The organism is Streptomyces sp. NPDC101393, from assembly GCF_044767385.1.
Taxonomy (GTDB): Bacteria; Actinomycetota; Actinomycetes; order Streptomycetales; family Streptomycetaceae; genus Streptomyces.
On record NZ_JBIWNU010000005.1, the window covers coordinates 23,770 to 41,508 of the forward strand.

Sequence of the window (17,739 nt, forward strand, 5' to 3'; positions counted from 1 at the left end):
GTGGCGCCCATGAGCGACGGCGGCGGACTGGACCGGGACGGCTTCTTCGTACGGGAGGGGTCGCTGGACCGCGTCTCCGCCGTCTTCGCACCGGTCGTCGACGGCCTGCGCACCCGGCTCACCGCCCGCTTCGGCGCGCAACCGGGCCGCCTGACCAGCACGTACCTCTACGGCAGCATCCCGCGCGGCACGGCCGTCCCCGGCGTCTCCGACCTCGACGCGCTGCTCGTCCTGCGGGACGCGCCCACCGCGGCCGACCAGGCCGACGCCCGCGCCGTCGAGGACGGGCTGGACGCCGCCTTCCCGCAGATCGACGGCGCCGGAATCCTGCTGACCGGTGCCCAGGAGCTGCTGAGCGAGCCGGAGCGGTACGACACGGCCTGGTTCGTGGCCTGCCTGTGCACTCCGCTGACCGGCCCGGACCTCACCGCACAGCTGCCCCGCTACCGCCCCACGTCGCTCCTCGCCCGGGAGACCAACGGCGATCTGGCCCGCTTCCTTCCCCGGCTGCGCGAGAAGGCGGCCGCGGCCCGCAGCGACGCCGAGCGCCGCCGGCTGACCCGGGTCGTCGCCCGCAAGCTCGTACGCACCGGATGCACGCTGGTCATGCCCCGTTGGGGCGGCTGGACGAGCGACCTCGCCGAGTCCGCGGAGATCTTCGGCCGCTACTACCCGGAGCGGGCCGGGCAGATGCGCGCGGTGGCGAGCGCCGCCCGCAATCCGCCCGCCGCCGACGCCCCCGCCGCGATCCTCGACGAGCTGCTCCACGACCTCGGCCCCTGGCTGGCCGGCGAATACCTCGCCGTCCACGGGGCGAAGACGACCGCCCCGTAGCGGCCGAGCCCGGCACCGGGCCGGAAACCGGCGGGGCCGCACCCGGCGGGCCGCAGGGCACCGCGTCGGTCAGATCAGCCCGTGCTCGCCCAGGTAGTCGAGCTGGGCCCGTACGGACAGCTCGGCGGCCGGCCACAGGGTGCGGTCGACGTCGGCGTAGACACTCGCGACGACTTCGGAGGGCGTACGAAGGCCGGATTCGACGGCGGTCTCCACCTGGGCGAGGCGGTTGGCGCGGTGCGCCAGATAGAACTCCACCGCCCCCTGGGCGTCGTTCAGCACCGGCCCATGACCCGGAAGGACCGTCGAGACGCCGTCGTCGACCGTGAGGGAGCGCAGCAGGCGCAGGGAGTCGAGGTAGTCGCCCAGGCGCCCGTCGGGGTGCGCGACCACGGTGGTGCCGCGGCCCAGGATGGTGTCGCCCGTGACGACCGCTCCGTCGGCGGGGAGGTGGAAGGAGAGCGAGTCGGCGGTGTGGCCCGGTGTGGGCACCACGCGCAGCTCCAGGCCCCCGGTGGTGATGACGTCGCCCGCTTCGAGACCCTCGTCCCCGAGGCGCAGCGCCGGATCCAGGGCGCGCACGGCCGTACGGGTCAGCTCGGCGAAGCGGGCGGCCCCGTCGGCGTGGTCCGGGTGACCGTGGGTCAGGAGGGTCAGCCCGATGCGTTTGCCGGCCCGCTCGGCGGTGTCGATGACGGCCTGGAGGTGGGCGTCGTCGAGCGGCCCCGGGTCGATGACGACCGCGAGGTCGGAGTCCGGCTCGGCGACGATCCAGGTGTTGGTGCCGTCCAGGGTCATCGGGGACGGGTTCGGGGCCAGCACGCAGTGGGCGCGTGCCGTGGCGGGCCCCGAGATGACTCCGCCGCGGGGCTGGCCGGGGAGGGCGGCGGCTTCGGTCATGCGCGGGTCCCTCCCGAGGGGCCGGTGGTGCCTGAGGGGCCGTCGGGGGCGGCCTCCTGCGGAGTGCCCTCCCCGGGTCCGTCGTCCTTCGGCGCGATGAGTTTGGTGAATTCGTCGTGGCCCGGCCAGCTCAGCACGATCTCCCCGTCCACGATCTCGGCGCGGGCCAGCACCGGCGTCAGATCCTGGGCCTCGGCGGCGGCCAGTGCGTCGGCAGCGCTGTCGTACGGCTGGAGCGCGCGCAGCGTCGAGATGGTCGGCGGCATCATCAGCAGCTCACCGCGGTCGTAGCCGGCGGCGGCCTCCGCGGGCCGGGTCCACACCGTGCGATCCGCCTCCGTGGAGGCGTTGCGGGTGCGCTGGCCTGCGGGGAGCGCGGCGACGAAGAACCATGTGTCGTAGCGCCGCGGCTCGAACTCCGGGGTGATCCAGCGGGCCCAGGCGCCGAGCAGGTCGGAGCGCAGGACCAGGCCGCGGCGGCCCAGGAAGTCGGCGAAGGACAGCTCGTGCGCGACCAGCGCCGCGCGGTCCGCCTCCCAGTCCTCGCCCGTGGTGTCGGCCACGACCGTGTCGGCCGAGGCGCCGGCCAGCAGCACGCCCGCCTCCTCGAAGGTCTCGCGCACCGCCGCGCACACGATGGCCTGGGCGGCGGCCGGGTCGACGCCCATCCGCACGGCCCATTGGGCGCGCGAGGGCCCCGCCCACGCCACCGGGCGCTCGTCGCGTGGATCGACGGAGCCGCCCGGATAGGCGTACGCGCCTCCGGCGAAGGCCATGGAGGCGCGTCTGCGCAGCATGTGGACGGTGGGGCCGGGCGCCCCCGCGGCAGCGCCGCCAGGAGCGTCCCGCAGCAGCAGGACGGTCGCGGCCCGCCGGGGCGCGACAGGGGTCAGCTCGCCGCTCGCGAGCGCCCGGATACGGTCCGGCCACTCCGGCGGGTACCACTGGCCATTGGTCGTCGACGACATGGCCGGATGCTATGCGCTCACGCGCGGATGTTCGAGGGGCCCTCCGGCGCGATACCTGCTGCCGACGGGCGCGGGGACGGGTTCCGGTCGGTCGGGAACGCCGCGGGGGCGCTCCCGAAACGGGAGCGCCCCCGGGGGGTCCTTCAGCCGGCGATCCGCCGGCCGGAGTTCTCGGATGCCTCAGCCGGCGATCTCGACCTGGATCTCGACCTCGACCGGTGCGTCCAGCGGGAGCACCGCCACGCCCACGGCGGAGCGGGCGTGCACGCCCTTGTCGCCCAGGATCTCGCCCAGCAGCTCGCTGGCGCCGTTGATGACACCCGGCTGACCGGTGAAGTCCGGCGCGGAGGCCACGAAGCCGACGACCTTCACGACACGCTGGATGCGGTCCAGGTCGCCGATGACGGACTTCACGGCGGCGAGGGCGTTGAGCGCGCAGGTCGCGGCGAGTTCCTGGCCCTGCTCAGCGGTGACGGCGGCGCCGACCTTGCCGACGGCCGGCAGCGCGCCGTCGATCATCGGGAGCTGGCCGGAGGTGAAGACGTAGCTGCCCGAGCGCACGGCCGGCTGGTAGGCGGCCAGCGGCGGCACGACCTGCGGCAGCTTCAGGCCGAGTTCGGCGATCCTGTCCTCGACCGCGCTCATGCCTTCTCCCGCTTCAGGTAGGCCACCAGCTGCTCGGGGTTGTTCGGGCCCGGAACGACCTGGACGAGCTCCCAGCCGTCCTCGCCCCAGGTGTCCAGAATCTGCTTCGTCGCGTGCACGAGCAGCGGTACGGTCGCGTATTCCCACTTGGTCATGGGGCGAGCGTAATGCCTGTCCCCGGCCGGTGCGGACGCCGTCCGCCGCGGCTCGCGCACGCCCGCCCCGCAGGATTTCCCGGGCTCCCCTGGGTGACATCCCCGGCATGGCCCTGAGGTGTCGTGGGACAGATCTCAGGGGTATCCCCGGTGGATCCTGTGCGTAGCCGGGACGCGGACTGGTTAGGCTCCTTTGCGTGAGCAGGCTCCATGTCGTCAGCGGCAAGGGCGGTACCGGAAAGACCACGGTCGCCGCCGCCCTTGCCCTCGCCCTCGCCACCGAGGGCCGCCGTACCCTCCTGGTCGAGGTCGAGGGCCGGCAGGGCATTGCCCAGCTGTTCGAGACCGAAGCGCTTCCTTACGAGGAACGCAAGATCGCCGTGGCCCCGGCATCGGAAGGCGTATCGCGCGGCGATACCGACCGGGGCGGCAAACGGGCGGGCGAGGTGCACGCCCTGGCCATCGACGCCGAACGCGCCCTGCTGGACTACCTCCAGATGTTCTACAAGCTGGGCAGCGCCGGCCGGGCGCTCAAAAAGCTCGGTGCCATCGATTTCGCCACGACGATCGCGCCGGGCCTGCGGGACGTCCTGCTGACCGGCAAGGCCTGCGAAGCGGTGCGCCGCAAGGACAAGCAGGGCAAGTTCGTCTACGACGCCGTCGTGATGGACGCCCCGCCGACGGGCCGCATCACCCGCTTCCTGAACGTCAACGACGAAGTGGCCGGGCTGGCGAAGATCGGCCCGATCCACAATCAGGCGCAGGCCGTGATGCGGGTCCTGAAGTCCCCCGAGACCGCGGTGCATCTGGTGACCCTCCTGGAGGAGATGCCCGTCCAGGAGACCGCGGACGGCGTCGAGGAGCTGCGCGCCGCCGGCCTCCCGGTGGGCGGCGTCGTCATCAACATGACCCGCCCCGCGGTGCTGGACACCGGCGACCTGGACATCGCCGCCCGTGGCGCCCGTACAGGCGTCGCCAAGGCGCTCTCCCAGGCGGGCCTCGGCGGCGCGCGCCGCGGCGGCCTCGCGGACCGGCTGATCGACCCGCTGCTGGAGCAGGCCCGCGAGCACGCCGAGCGGGTCGAGCTGGAGCGCGCCGAGCACGCCGAGCTGACCGGAATCGGCCTGCCCACCTACGAGTTGGAGCTGCTCCCCGAGGGAGTGGACCTCGCCGGGCTCTACCGTCTGGCGAGAGACCTGCGGAAACAGGGGCCCATATGACCTCGGACGACACGACGCTGGACGCCTCCGCCCCGTGGCTCGAGGTCGACGCGCTGATCGATGACCCGCGGACCCGCATCGTGGTGTGCTGCGGATCGGGCGGGGTCGGCAAGACCACGACCGCCGCCGCGCTGGGCGTGCGCGCGGCCGAGCGCGGCCGCAAGGCCGTCGTGCTGACGATCGACCCGGCCCGGCGGCTGGCGCAGTCGATGGGCATCTCCGAGCTGGACAACGTCCCGCGCCAGGTCAAGGGCGTCGAGGAGGCCGCGGGCGGCGAACTGCACGCGATGATGCTGGACATGAAGCGCACCTTCGACGAGATCGTCGAGGGCCATGCGGACGCCGACCGCTCCCGCGCGATCCTGGAGAACCCCTTCTACCAGTCCCTGTCGGCCGGTTTCGCGGGCACGCAGGAGTACATGGCCATGGAGAAGCTGGGCCAGCTGCGCGCGAGCGACGAGTGGGACCTGATCATCGTCGACACCCCGCCGAGCCGGTCCGCCCTGGACTTCCTGGACGCCCCCAAGCGGCTCGGCTCCTTCCTGGACGGCAAGTTCATCCGGGTCCTGATGGCCCCGGCGAAGGTCGGCGGCCGGGCCGGGATGAAGTTCCTCAATGTCGGCATGTCGATGATGACCGGCACCCTCAGCAAGCTGATGGGCGGCCAGCTGCTGCGCGATGTGCAGACCTTCGTGGCCGCGATGGACACCATGTTCGGCGGCTTCCGCACCCGCGCCGACGCCACCTACCGCCTGCTCCAGGCCCCTGGCACGGCATTCCTGGTGGTGGCCGCCCCGGAGCGGGACGCGCTGCGCGAGGCCGCGTACTTCGTCGAGCGGCTGGCCGCCGAGGAGATGCCGCTGGCCGGGCTGGTGCTGAACCGCGTGCACGGCAGCGGTGCCGCGCAGCTGAGCGCGGAGCGTGCGCTGGCCGCCGCGGAAGCCCTCACGGACCCGGACCACTCCGCCGAGGACACCGCCTCGGACGACACCGGCACCGGATCCGCCACGGACCCCCGGCCCGGATCCGAGGACGCCACCGAACCCGCTGAAAATCTTGGACCGGACGGCATTGTGGATCTCGACGGCGGGAAGGCTGGATCACGTACCGCCGACGGCCTCTCCCCCGCTGCCCCGGCGGAGCACCCGACATCCCCTCAGGCCTCGGCGGCACAACTCGCCGCCGGGCTGCTGCGACTGCACGCGGAGCGTATGCAGGTCCTCGCGCGCGAACGGCGCACGCGGGACCGCTTCACCTCACTGCATCCCGAGGTCCCGGTGACAGAGGTCGCCGCGCTGCCCGGCGACGTCCATGACCTCGCCGGCCTGCGCGCGATCGGCGAGCGCCTCGCGCTCGGCCCTTCCGACACCGGCGACCGGCCCGAAGCCGGCAGCTGACGCACGGGGCGCCACCCCTCACACCGGCCACTCACACCGGCGCCACCGCACCAACCAGGTGTTGATCAGCCGGTGTTGCCCTGCCCGGCCGATCGCCGATCCCCGGCGACGCTTCACCCCGGGCCTTCACACCGGGCCCACCCCACCGGCACCAGCCGGTTCTCCGCCCTGCCCCCCACGGCACACCCCAACCGCGGGCATGCCGAAGTCACTGACGGGCCATCCTTGGCAGATGCCCCATTCCCGGTCCTCCGGCCGTCTCCGGCCGGGAGGCTCCGCTAGCCGACCGCGGCGAACTCGTCGAACGCCTCGACCTCACACCCCTCCGGCAGCATGCCGGTGCTGCGCTCGTATTCCGTTCGCGCTGTCTCCAACAGGCGACGCCATGACGTCACGGTCGGGCGGCGGCGCAGCAGCGCCCTCCGCTCGCGTTCGGTCATTCCGCCCCACACGCCGAACTCGACCCGGTTGTCCAGGGCATCGGCCAGGCACTCCGTACGCACCGGACATCCGGTGCACACCGCCTTGGCGCGGTTCTGCGCCGCCCCTTGAACGAACAATTCATCCGGATCAGTAGTGCGGCAGGCTGCCTGTGCACTCCAGTCGGTTACCCAGCTCATGCTGGCGCCGTCCTCTCCCGAATCGAGGCTCCCCCACGGCGGCAATCGGCATATTCACCGTTGCCAGTTGAGGACGTTACGGAAGGCGGGCAGGGCGCAACACCCCCTTCGGGCCCAATCTTGAATGGCCCGAACGGACTATGCGTACGCGGCAGATCACCCAACGGAGTGACCGGAGGGCATACGTCACCTTGCGCACAAGGCGGGACAGTTCGCCGTGGTCACACGGGATATTCAGCGACACGGGCGGACGTGTGGGGCACTGTTCGCATCGGGAGAGGGGGTTGACGAACTCGTGCGTAACCGTTCGGCCGTGGCCGGTGAATACAGGCTAAGCGAACAGGTGCGCCCCTGTCCGGCGATTGAGAACGTAGGGTGCCCTCATGGCTAAGAAGCGCGACGGCGGGGGTCTGACGAGGACCCAGCAGGCCGCCAAGTTCCTCGGTGTCAGCGTCCTGGCCGGAGCCGTCCTCGCCGGTATCGCGCTCCCCGCCGCAGGAGCGCTGGGTCTCGCCGCCAAGGGTTCGGTCGAGGGATTCGACGACATTCCGGCGAACCTCAAGACACCGCCGCTGAGCCAGCGGACCCGCATCCTGGACGACAAGGGCGGCGAGATCGCCAAGGTCTACTCACGTGACCGTACGGTCGTCGGCCTCAAGGACATGTCGCCGTACATCCAGAAGGCGATCGTCGCGATCGAGGACGCGCGCTTCTACGACCACGGTGCCGTGGACCTGAAGGGCATCCTGCGCGCGGTCAACAAGAACGCCCAGAGCGGCGGCGTTTCCCAGGGTGCCTCGACGCTGACCCAGCAGTACGTGAAGAACGTCTTCGTCGAGGAGGCGGGCGACGACCCGGACAAGGTCGCGCAGGCCACCCAGCAGACCATCGGCCGCAAGGTCAAGGAACTGAAGTACGCGATCCAGGTGGAGGAGGAGCTCGGCAAGCGCAAGATCTTGCAGAACTACCTCAACATCACCTTCTTCGGACAGCAGTCGTACGGCATCGAGGCCGCGGCCCAGCGCTACTTCAGCAAGCACGCCAAGGACCTCAGCCTGGAGGAGTCGGCCCTGCTGGCCGGCATCGTCCAGTCGCCGAGCCGCTACGACCCGGTCAACGACCCGAAGGAAGCGACCCGGCGCCGGAACACCGTCCTGCAGCGGATGGCCGACCTGAAGAACATCACCCAGGCGCAGGCCGACGAGGCCGCCAAGAAGCCGATCCGGCTGGCCGTCAGCCGCCCCAAGAACGGCTGCATCACCGCCACCGCGGGCGCCGGCTTCTTCTGTGACTACGTCCGCGAGACCTTCCTCAACGACAAGACCTTCGGCAAGACCCGGAAGGTCCGCTCGCAGCGCTGGAACCAGGGCGGCATGACGATCCGGACCACCCTCGACCCGCAGGCCCAGAAGTCGATCCAGACGTCGATAAGCGATCACGTCTACGAGGACGACCCGGTCGCCAGCGCGGCGTCCATCGTGGAGCCGGGCACCGGCAAGATCCTGGGCATGGGCCAGTCCCGCCCCTACGGCTTCGGCGACAACCAGACCCAGATCAACCTCTCGGTGGACCAGAGCATGGGCGGCGGCGCCGGCTACCAGCCCGGCTCGACCTTCAAGCCCGTGGTGGCCGCGGCCGCTCTGGAGCAGGGCACGAGCCCGTATCAGGAGTACTCCGCGCCCTACCGGATGGCGTATCCCAGCCCCGTGCAGACCTGCGACGGTGAGTGGCAGGGCAGGGAGTCCACCCAGAACGAGAACAAGGAAGAGGTCGGCCCGTACGCCATGAAGGAGGCGACCGCGAAGTCGGTCAACACCTACTTCGTGCAGCTGATCAGCGATATGGGCGTCTGCCCCGCGGTGAAGATGGCGCAGAACATGGGCATCGAGCGCGCGGACGGCAAGAAGCTGCAGGAAGTGCCCTCCATGACGCTCGGCGTGCAGGAGATGTCGCCGCTGACGATGGCGGCCGGCTACGCCTCGTTCGCCAACGGCGGCCGGTACTGCACCCCCGTCGCCATCGCGTCGATCACCGACCCGCAGGGCAGGGCGATGAACGTCCCGAAGAGCAGCTGCCACGAGGCGATGTCGGAGAGGACGGCGAAGACGATCAACACCCTCCTCAAGGGCGTCGTCGAGGACGGTACCGGCAAGGAGGCCGGGCTCAAGGGCCGCGACAGCGCCGGCAAGACTGGTACCAGCGACAGCCGCTATGCCGCCTGGTTCGTGGGCTACACCCCGAACGCGGCCGGCGCGGTCTGGGTCGGCGACCCGCAGCACAAGCGGAAGATGTTCGACATCTCCATCGGCGGCAGCTACCACGACAAGGTCTACGGCGCCGACACCCCCGGCCCCATCTGGCGCGACGCGATGTCCGGCGCGCTGTCCGACAAGCCCGCTCCGTCCCTGCCGACCGTGCCGATCGACGACCCCGGCAAGGACAAGAAGGCGGACGACGACGAGAAGGGGCACGGCAAGCCCAAGCCCGGCAAGCGCGGCCACGGCGGCAACAAGCCCGGCGGCGGATGGCACCTCCCGCACTTCCCGGACATTCTGGGCGGCGGCAACGGCGGCTGGTGACCGGCTCCTTGGGCCGGGGCGCGCAGCGCGCGCACGACGCTCGGCCCACAGGGCGCCGCGGCAGCCCGGACGCACGGCAGGGGCGCCCCTCATGAGCCATGAGGGGCGCCCCTGCCACGCTTGGGCCCATGCGTCCGGGCCCGCCCGTGCGTACGGGCCCATGCCTCAGACGGCGAGCAGCTTCTTCACCACCGCGGCCACCCGGCCGCCGTCCGCCCGGCCTGCCACCTGCGGGTTCACGATCTTCATGACGGCACCCATCGCGCGCGGGCCCTCGGCGCCGGCGCCCTTGGCCTCGGCCACGGCCGCCGCGACCAGATTCTCCAGCTCCGCGTCGGTCAGCTGCTTGGGCAGGTAGTCGGCGAGCAGCTCGCCCTCGGCCCGCTCACGCTCTGCGGACTCGGCCCGGCCGCCCTTGTCGAACGCCTCGGCGGCCTCGCGGCGCTTCTTGGCCTCCCGCGCGATGATCTTCTCCACCTCGCCGTCGGACAGCTCACGCGACGCGGTGCCCGCGACCTCCTCCTTCTGGATCGCGGTCAGCGTGAGGCGGAGGGTCGAGGAACGCAGCTCGTCGCGCGCCTTGATCGCGAGCGTGAGGTCGTCGTGCAGCTTGGACTTGAGCGTGGTCATGACGTCGAGTATGCCCGCCCCCACAGGCAACCGGCGCGCCTTTTCCCGCCTCGCCACCCGGTCCCCGTCCGCCGCCCCCGCCCGCTGTCTCCTCTCCGGCCCCCTTCGGCTCCCGTCTTCCCCCTCTCCTCTGCGACGATGGGAGGATGCGCGCGCGATACGGAGTACCCCTGACCCTGACCGCAGTCGGTGCGGCCGGCCTGGCCTACGCCGCCGGCTTCGAAGTCCGTTCCTTCCGCCTCCGGCGCGTCACCGTGCCCGTACTGCCCCGCGGCATGCGGCCGTTGCGCGTCCTGCAGGTCTCCGACGTCCACATGGTCCGCGGACAGCGCAAGAAGCAGCGCTGGCTCCAGTCGCTCGCCGGGCTGCGTCCCGACTTCGTGATCAACACCGGCGACAACCTCTCCGACCCCGAAGGCGTCCCCGAGGCGCTGGACGCGCTCGGCCCGCTGATGGAGTTCCCCGGTGCGTACGTCTTCGGCTCCAACGACTACTACGGCCCCAAGCTGCGCAACCCCGCCCGCTACCTGACCGAGCGGCTCCAGGGGCGGCACGGCCTGAACGGCAACGCTCCGGCCGTCAACGTGGTCCACAACCCGTGGGAAGACCTGCGCGACGCCTTCGACGCCGCCGGCTGGGTCGGCCTCTCCAACACCCGCGGCCGCCTCAAGCTGGAGGGCATCGAGATCGCCCTGACCGGCCTGGACGACCCGCACATCAAGCGCGACCGGTACGCCGAGGTGGCCGGCGGCCCGGAAGCCGGCGCCGACCTCTCCCTCGCCGTCGTGCACGCCCCCTACCTGCGCTCGCTGGACTCCTTCACCGCCGACGGCTACCCGCTGATCCTGGCCGGGCACACCCATGGCGGCCAGCTCTGCATCCCCTTCTACGGGGCCCTGGTCACCAACTGCGACCTCGACGCCGACCGCGTGAAGGGCCTCTCCACCCACACCGCCGAAGGCCGGACCTCCTACCTCCACGTCTCCGCCGGCTGCGGCACCAACCGCTACACCCCGGTCCGCTTCGCCTGCCCCCCTGAGGCGACGCTGCTGACCCTGACGGCGCGCGACTGAAGATCTCCGGAGGGGCGGGGGGCGCCCCGGGAACGGAATTACGGCCGGTGAGGACGGGCCAGACGCCCTCCTCACCGGCGTGCCCGGCCCCTGCCGTGGAGGAATGCCCGACCCCACCCGGACCTCGCAGTCCACGCGCCACGCTGCCGGCCCGATCGGCGCCTCCGCCCGCACCCCGGCAGCAGCGGTGGCCCCCGCGTCCCGCCTCCCCGTCGCCGCGCTCGCCCGCCTCCTCATCACCACCGCCGCCCTCACCGGCCTCACCCTCCCGGCCCGGCCCCGCCCTCTCTTCTCCCTCACGGTGGTGGCGAACCTCGCCGTGATGGTGGCCTTCGCCTGGTCCGCCCACCGCGCCTGGACCGGCCGCCGCCCCGTCTCCCCGCGCATCACGGCCGGCGTCGTCCTCCTCATCGCCCTCACCGGCCTCGTCCCTCACCTCGCCCCGGCGGCCCTCGCCCCCGGCGCCGCGGATCACCTCCCGCACACGGTGACCCCTCTGGCCGCCCTCGCCGACTGGCTGCTCCTGACCCGCCCCCGGCGCTTCCGCCGCCCGTACGTCTTCTGATTCCCTCCGCGATCCACCGCGATCGCCCAGGTCAGGCCCTCTCTCCGGCTCCACAACAACCGGATTTCGCCTACGGGGATCAGTCCGCTAAAGTAGAGCTCGTTGCTTCGGGGTGTAGCGCAGCTTGGCAGCGCGCTTCGTTCGGGACGAAGAGGTCGTGGGTTCAAATCCCGCCACCCCGACTGAAGGAACACAGAGCAAGGGCCTGATTCTCACTGAGGATCAGGCCCTTGCCGTTTCTCCCGGCCGGCTTGGGGGAAGTTGGGGGAAGATCTTGGACTTCTTCTCCCGAGCAGCCCTTACGGCCGCGCCCTCCAAGCGGGCCCGCAGCAACTCATTGGCCACGGCGACGGGTGACGTGGGACACACGCAGGCCGGTCAGTCGGGTGGGGGCGCCGATGATGCGGTAGCCGGCGCACGAACTCGGTCTCCAGACCTACGAGTTCCCCCTCGCATGCCGACGCCCGCGGCGACCGCACTGCCGAGCTCATGCCGACAGCATGACCTGCGCGTATGCCGGGCGGGACCGGTATGGCCTCTCGCCGGACCTCATTCGGGGAGGAGCGGAGTGATCCCCCCAGGCGCCCCCCGAAGAGCCGGTGTTGAAGTAGGCCGCCAGTTCAGAGGCTTGTCACGCCCATACACGACAGGGCAGAAGGCCGAACGGGCCCTCGGGAGCGGGGCACTGGGCTCATCCACAGCGCGCGGCATGCAGCGGCAGACGAACACGACTTCCCCGGGCCGCCGTGGAGGCCCGGGGAAGTCGTTGGTTCTGGTTCAGAGCCCGCCGCGATGCGAGGCGGAACATTCGGGCCCGTTGGGTACCAAGGAGAGTGCAGGGGCACTCATCACGAGGCGCTTGTCAGTCGTTGCCCACTTCGAGCAGCCAGCCGTCGCTCTGGGGGGAGCACATGTAGCCGGCAGTGTGACCGTTGTTCGTCAGCGCTGCCCCCTTGTCCATGCACGCCTTCTCCGTGGGGAAGCCACGGTATTCGTCCGCCGCCTGCGCCGCCCCCATGCTGATCGTGGTGGCCGCCGCTACGGCGGCCAGGACGACAGCTGCCTTGCCGAGCTTCTTGCGCATATTTCGCTCCTACGAAGTGCTTCCGTGAACGACCACCACGTTGCCCGGCCCCACTAATGGATCACTAAGTGATCACTAACGGTCGGTGCGGGGCCACGGCGAGGACGGCGGAGAGCGGCCCTGCGAGGGGGCCGGAAGAAGATCGTGGGTCCTGGCTTCAGCTCGCCCCCCGATCGCCCCTTCGCCCCGCGCGCCCTGGCAGTCCCTCGCGCGCGGCGGCAGTGACGTGGGACACATCGCGTGGGCGTGGAGCGCATCGGAGCGGGTCGGGAAGGATCTTGGGACGCGCAGGGAACCGCGCAGGGAACCGCTCAGGCAACCGCTCAGCGGAACGCGTGCGGGAATGTGCCGGGGTCGCTCAGAGGCGCGGGCAGGGGCACGCGCGGGGATCGCGCAGGGATCGCGGCGGAAGCAACTCCGCGCCGTTCGTCACCGGTCCCTCCCCTCGTGGGGACCGGTGCCGAACGGCGCAGGCTGCGGTCCGCGCCGTGGTGGCGCGGTGCCGGCGCGGCCGGACCCGTGGTCGGCGCGCCAGCAGTCGGTGGGGGATCCGTCTCCACAGATCCCTCGCGCTCATGTGCCGAGACCTTCACCGCCGGCTGGTGGATCCTGCGGAAGAGGACGGGGAACATGCCTGGGGAGATGTCGTTCCGAGCGCTTGGCTGTTGGTCTTTCCGGGCAACGCCCGGATGGTGCGCTGCTGGTGATGATCCTGCCAGCCGTGGCTCCCGGCGAGGAGGTTCCGGTTTCGGAGCAGCGGCTTCGCCACAGGTCAGCCAGCTAAGGTGAGTTTTCCGGTCCGGATGTCCAAGCGCGGGGGAAGTAAGGGGTGGAGGCCTTGAGTTCCGACTCAGGGGCACGCACAGCCTTCGCGGAACGTCTCGCGCTGCTGTACAAGGAGGCCGGCAACCCTCCCCTGAAGAAGGTGGCCGACGCGGTCGTCCGGCTGCAGCGGGTCGACGAGCGGGGGCGGCCCGTACGGGTGTCCGTGCAGCGGATCAGCGACTGGCGGCGGGCCAAGAACGTCCCTGCGCAGTTCGCCGCCCTGGCGGCGGTGCTGCAGATCCTGATCCCCCCGGCCCGGCGCCTGCGGCCCGTGCCGGTGTCCGCGGGCCTGTACGACCTGGCCCAGTGGGAGCGCCTGTGGCAGCGGGCGGTCGCCGACCCGGTGGGAGACCGGGCCGCGGCGGCCGCGCAGGAGGAGGAACACCCCCCGGCCGACACCGCGTCCGTTTCCGGTGTGTGCCCGTACCGGGGGCTGGCTTCGTATCGTCAGCAGGACACCCGGTGGTTCTTCGGCCGGGAGCGGAGCACCGATGCGCTGGCGGCCCAACTCCGCGCGACGGAGCGGACCGGCGGCCTGGTCATGCTGGTGGGCGCCTCTGGGGCGGGCAAGTCGTCGCTGCTGAATGCCGGATTGGCGCCCGCGGTGAAGAGCGGGTCACTGGGTGACGGGGACGGCCGGGAGCGGGAGGTCCTGCAGCTCGTACCGGGAGGCGATCCGCTCGCGGAGCTGACCCGCCGCATCCCCGGGCTCGCCCGCCTCGTCCCTACGGCGGAGGAGCCGGCCGCGGCCGAGCCCGGCACTCCGCAGTTCGCGCAGGCGGTGCGGGAGGCCGCCGCCGCGTGGGCGCGCCGCGAGACGTCGTCCGCCGCGCGTCCGGTGGTGATCGTGGATCAGTTCGAGGAGGCGTTCACCCTCTGCTCCGACGAGGCGGTCAGGCGCACCTTCCTCCAGATTCTGCACGCCGCGTGCACGCCCTCCGACTCGGGCGAACCGGCACCGCTGCTCGTCATCCTCGGCATACGCGCCGACTTCTACGAGCAGTGCCTCGGGTATCCCGAACTGGCCGACGCGCTGCAGCACCGGCACATGGTGCTGGGGCCGCTGACCACCGCGGAGCTGCGCGAAGCAGTGACCGGCCCGGCCAAGGCCGTGGGGCTGGAGCTCGAACCGGGGCTGGCGGAGCTGATCATCCGGGAAGTGAGCGCGGACGGTCCGAACGGGACGCACGACGCGGGGGTGCTGCCGCTCCTCTCCCACGCCCTGCTCGCCACCTGGCAGCGCCGGAAGGCGGGACGGCTGACGCTGTCCGGCTACCGCGCGGCGGGCGGGATCCAGGGAGCCGTGGCGGCGACCGCCGAGCGGGCCTGGTCCGGCCTCGACCCGACGGCACGCACGGCCGCGAGGCTGCTGCTCCTCAGGCTGGTCCGGCTGGGCGAGGACACCCAGGCCACCCGGAGGCGGGGGACGCGGCGCCAACTGGCGGACGAGTCGACGGATCCGAACAAGACGGAGGAATCGCTCGAAGCGCTGGTGCACGCGCGGTTGGTGACCCTCGACGCGGAGGCCGTGGAGATCACTCATGAGGCGCTGCTGCACGCCTGGCCGCGGCTGCGCGACTGGATCGACGAGGACCGCAACGGCAATCTGCTGCGCCAGCGCCTGGAGGACGACAGCAGGGCCTGGGAGGGCTCGCACCGCGACACGTCGCTGCTCTACCGGGGCTCCCGCCTGGAACAGGCCCGCAGTTGGTCGGAATCGGCCGGTGACACCTTCCTGACCCGCTGCGCGGTGGAATTCCTGGCTGCTTCGAACCGGCTGCGCAAGCGCACCGCCTGGATCAGCCGTGGTGCGGTGGCGGCGCTGGTCGTCATGGCGATGCTGGCTGTCGGTTCAGCGGTGGTCGCGTGGCAGCAGCGGGACGACACCGTTTTCGAGCAGGTGCTGGCCCAGGCCGATCGCGCCCAGTACACGGACCCGTCCCTGTCGGCTCAGCTCGACCTGGTGGCGCACGGCTTGCGGCCCGAGGACGAGGGCACCAACAACCGGCTGATCTCGATAGTGAACGCGCCGCTGGCCACGCCGCTCCGTGGCCACACCGGCGCCGTCTACCTCACCTCGTTCAGCCCGAACGGGCGGCTCCTGGCGACCGCCGGCTACGACCGGACCGTCCGGCTGTGGGACGTGGCGGACCCGACCCGGCCCCACCCCCTGGGCAAGCCTCTCACCGGCCATACGAGCTGGGTGAGCACCGCCGTCTTCAGCCCGGACGGGCACACCCTCGCCAGCGCTTCGGACGACGGCACGATCCGGCTGTGGGACGTGCGCGACCCCCGCCACCCGCGCCCGCTCGGGCCGCCCGTGACCGGCCATGACGGCACGATCTCGCTGCTCGCCTTCAGCCCGGACGGGCACACGCTGGCCTCGGCCACCGAAGAGCGCACCGTCCGCCTGTGGAACGTGGACGATCCGCACCGGCCGACGTCGCTCGGTGCCCTGACCGGACACACCGCCGCCGTACGCTCGGTGGCGTTCAGCCCGGACGGGCACACGCTTGCGGCCGGCGGCGACGACCACACGATCCGGCTGTGGGAGCTCGGCGATCCGCGTCATCCGAAACCGGTCGGCACCGCGCTGACCGGACACACCGACACGGTGCACTCCGTCGCCTTCAGCCCCGACGGCCGCACTCTCGCCAGCGGCAGCGCGGACAACACCGTCCGGCTCTGGGACGTGGCCGACCGCGGCCGGGCCACCCAGATCGGCGTGCCCCTCACCGGCCACAAGGGGCCCGTCTGGTCGGTGACCTTCAGTCCCGACGGCACGATGCTCGCCGCCGGCAGCGCCGACAGCACGGCGAGCCTGTGGAACGTCACCGATCCGGGGTACCCGTCGCAGGTCGGCGAGCCCCTCGCGGGCAGCAGCGGCGAGATGTACGCGGTGGGCTTCAGCCCTGACGGGCGGACCCTCGCCACGGGGACGGGCGACGGCAAGGTCCGGCTGTGGTCGATCCCGGCGTCGAACATGGTCGGGCGCAGCGGTGCCTTCCGCCCGGACGGGCGGGTGCTCGCCACGGCCGCACGCAACGGACGTGTCCGGCTGTGGAACGTGCAGACTCCCGAGCGGCCCGAGGCGCTGAGCAAACCCTTCATGGCACGGGACGGCGGCCCACGGGCGCTGGCGTTCTCCCCCGGTGGCCGCACCCTCGCGGTGCTGACGGGCAACCGGGCGGTGCACCTGTGGAACGTGACCGACGCGTCCCGGCCGGTCCCCTACGCACGGTTCCTCACCCTGCGGACCCGCTTCATGGGTCCCAACGCGCTGGCGTACAGCCCGGACGGGCGCACTCTGGCGACCGCCTATGACGACCACAGCCTCCAGTTGTGGGACGTCAGCGACCCCTCCCACGCCACCCGGCTCGGCAAGCCGCTCACCGGCCACAAGGGCTACATCAACACCCTCGCCTTCAGCCCGGACGGCCGTACGCTCGCCAGCGGCAGCGCGGACGCCACCATCCGGCTCTGGAACACCGCCGATCCGCGTCACACCGCCCGGCTCGGGCCGCCCCTCAAGGGACACCTGGGCCCCGTCAACGCGCTCTCCTACAGTCCGGACGGCCGCACCCTGGCCAGCGGCAGCGACGACAACACCGTCCGGCTCTGGAACATGGCCGACCCTCGCAAGGCGGCCCGGCTGGGCGCCCCGCTCACGGGCCACACCGAGGCGATCGTCTCGCTGACCTTCAGCAAGGACGGCCGCACCCTGGCGAGCGGCGGCAACGACAACACGATCCGGTTCTGGAATGTCAGGCTGCCCTCCAAGGCCTCACCCATCGGCCAATCGACGAGCCCAAACGCCAAGGCGGGCAACTTCCTGTCGTTCAGCCCCAAGAGCCACATGCTCGGGGTGTCGAGCGGCGCCGGCACCGTACGGCTGTGGAAGCTGGACTCCGACAGGGCGATCGACCGCATTTGTTCGACCACTCGGGGCGTGCTGACACGGGAGAGATGGCGTGAGTATCTGCCCCACCTCTCCTACGAGCCGCCGTGCGGCGAAGAGTGAAGGCGCACGGCGCGGCGGGGTCTTCCGGGTGCGGCGCGGCGCGTGACGCCGATCACAACTCCTCGTCGCAGCTGGGCAGTCGGCTCCCACAGACGAAGCAGCCTTGCTAGGCTTGGCCACAGCCCGATCGCTGGTGCATCCCCCGTCGCCAGCGATCGGGCGTTTTCATGCCCCGGGCCCCTGGTGAGGCGCCTGTTCGGCCGGTGAGGCGCCCTGTGGTGAG

The 17,739-nt window shown here is 71.7% G+C and carries 14 protein-coding genes and 1 tRNA gene; 8 read left to right on the forward strand and 7 right to left on the reverse strand.

Features of this window, described 5'->3' with window-relative positions; translation table 11 throughout:
- Nucleotides 1-9 precede the first annotated feature (9 nt).
- Complete coding sequence (locus tag ACIRQ7_RS16980; protein WP_404263189.1) at nucleotides 10-834, forward strand: nucleotidyltransferase; 825 nt, start codon at nucleotides 10-12, stop codon at nucleotides 832-834.
- Between the two features lie 69 nt (nucleotides 835-903).
- Here ACIRQ7_RS16980 and ACIRQ7_RS16985 read toward each other — a convergent pair whose 3' ends face one another.
- The 4 genes from ACIRQ7_RS16985 to ACIRQ7_RS17000 form a co-directional block, all read right to left on the reverse strand.
- A complete protein-coding gene (locus ACIRQ7_RS16985; protein ID WP_404263191.1) occupies nucleotides 904-1,734 on the reverse strand; it encodes an MBL fold metallo-hydrolase in 831 nt (276 codons plus the stop codon).
- Nucleotides 1,731-2,702 (reverse strand): NUDIX hydrolase, encoded by a 972-nt coding sequence (locus ACIRQ7_RS16990; protein ID WP_404263192.1) that lies wholly within the window; start codon nucleotides 2,700-2,702, stop codon nucleotides 1,731-1,733. The genes ACIRQ7_RS16985 and ACIRQ7_RS16990 overlap by 4 nt, the downstream gene beginning before the upstream one ends.
- A 180-nt stretch (nucleotides 2,703-2,882) precedes the next feature.
- Nucleotides 2,883-3,347, reverse strand: a complete 465-nt coding sequence (locus ACIRQ7_RS16995) for a RidA family protein (RefSeq protein WP_404263194.1) — start codon at nucleotides 3,345-3,347, stop codon at nucleotides 2,883-2,885.
- Nucleotides 3,344-3,502, reverse strand: coding sequence for a DUF4177 domain-containing protein (locus tag ACIRQ7_RS17000; protein WP_003967454.1), 159 nt, complete (start codon nucleotides 3,500-3,502; stop codon nucleotides 3,344-3,346). The genes ACIRQ7_RS16995 and ACIRQ7_RS17000 overlap by 4 nt, the downstream gene beginning before the upstream one ends.
- Before the next feature lie 197 nt (nucleotides 3,503-3,699).
- Here ACIRQ7_RS17000 and ACIRQ7_RS17005 point away from each other — a divergent pair, with 197 nt between their 5' ends.
- Together ACIRQ7_RS17005 and ACIRQ7_RS17010 are read left to right on the forward strand one after the other, a co-directional pair.
- Nucleotides 3,700-4,722, forward strand: a complete 1,023-nt coding sequence (locus ACIRQ7_RS17005) for an ArsA family ATPase (protein WP_404263196.1) — start codon at nucleotides 3,700-3,702, stop codon at nucleotides 4,720-4,722.
- Complete coding sequence (locus ACIRQ7_RS17010; protein WP_404263198.1) at nucleotides 4,719-6,119, forward strand: ArsA family ATPase; 1,401 nt, start codon at nucleotides 4,719-4,721, stop codon at nucleotides 6,117-6,119. Before ACIRQ7_RS17005 ends, ACIRQ7_RS17010 begins: the two co-directional genes overlap by 4 nt.
- A gap of 278 nt (nucleotides 6,120-6,397) precedes the next feature.
- Here ACIRQ7_RS17010 and ACIRQ7_RS17015 read toward each other — a convergent pair whose 3' ends face one another.
- Nucleotides 6,398-6,739, reverse strand: a complete 342-nt coding sequence (locus ACIRQ7_RS17015; RefSeq protein WP_401465166.1) for a WhiB family transcriptional regulator — start codon at nucleotides 6,737-6,739, stop codon at nucleotides 6,398-6,400.
- A 383-nt stretch (nucleotides 6,740-7,122) separates the two neighbouring features.
- On the opposite strand from ACIRQ7_RS17015, the gene ACIRQ7_RS17020 reads away from it, so the two are divergent.
- Nucleotides 7,123-9,318, forward strand: coding sequence for a transglycosylase domain-containing protein (locus ACIRQ7_RS17020; protein WP_404263200.1), 2,196 nt, complete (start codon nucleotides 7,123-7,125; stop codon nucleotides 9,316-9,318).
- A gap of 165 nt (nucleotides 9,319-9,483) precedes the next feature.
- Here ACIRQ7_RS17020 and ACIRQ7_RS17025 read toward each other — a convergent pair whose 3' ends face one another.
- Complete coding sequence (locus ACIRQ7_RS17025; RefSeq protein WP_403673603.1) at nucleotides 9,484-9,948, reverse strand: GatB/YqeY domain-containing protein; 465 nt, start codon at nucleotides 9,946-9,948, stop codon at nucleotides 9,484-9,486.
- A gap of 146 nt (nucleotides 9,949-10,094) precedes the next feature.
- Here ACIRQ7_RS17025 and ACIRQ7_RS17030 point away from each other — a divergent pair, with 146 nt between their 5' ends.
- The 3 genes from ACIRQ7_RS17030 (at nucleotide 10,095) to ACIRQ7_RS17040 (ending at nucleotide 11,768) form a co-directional block, all read left to right on the forward strand.
- Nucleotides 10,095-11,021 (forward strand): metallophosphoesterase, encoded by a 927-nt coding sequence (locus tag ACIRQ7_RS17030; RefSeq protein WP_404263202.1) that lies wholly within the window; start codon nucleotides 10,095-10,097, stop codon nucleotides 11,019-11,021.
- A gap of 103 nt (nucleotides 11,022-11,124) precedes the next feature.
- Nucleotides 11,125-11,586, forward strand: a complete 462-nt coding sequence (locus tag ACIRQ7_RS17035) for a hypothetical protein (RefSeq protein ID WP_404263203.1) — start codon at nucleotides 11,125-11,127, stop codon at nucleotides 11,584-11,586.
- A 108-nt stretch (nucleotides 11,587-11,694) separates the two neighbouring features.
- Nucleotides 11,695-11,768: transfer RNA gene (locus tag ACIRQ7_RS17040), tRNA-Pro, on the forward strand.
- Between the two features lie 680 nt (nucleotides 11,769-12,448).
- Here ACIRQ7_RS17040 and ACIRQ7_RS17045 read toward each other — a convergent pair.
- A complete protein-coding gene (locus tag ACIRQ7_RS17045) occupies nucleotides 12,449-12,670 on the reverse strand; it encodes a hypothetical protein (protein ID WP_401465063.1) in 222 nt (73 codons plus the stop codon).
- 829 nt (nucleotides 12,671-13,499) lie between these two features.
- Between ACIRQ7_RS17045 and ACIRQ7_RS17050 the strand changes: the two genes are divergently transcribed.
- Nucleotides 13,500-17,516, forward strand: coding sequence for an AAA family ATPase (locus tag ACIRQ7_RS17050; protein WP_404263205.1), 4,017 nt, complete (start codon nucleotides 13,500-13,502; stop codon nucleotides 17,514-17,516).
- Nucleotides 17,517-17,739: the final 223 nt, after the last annotated feature.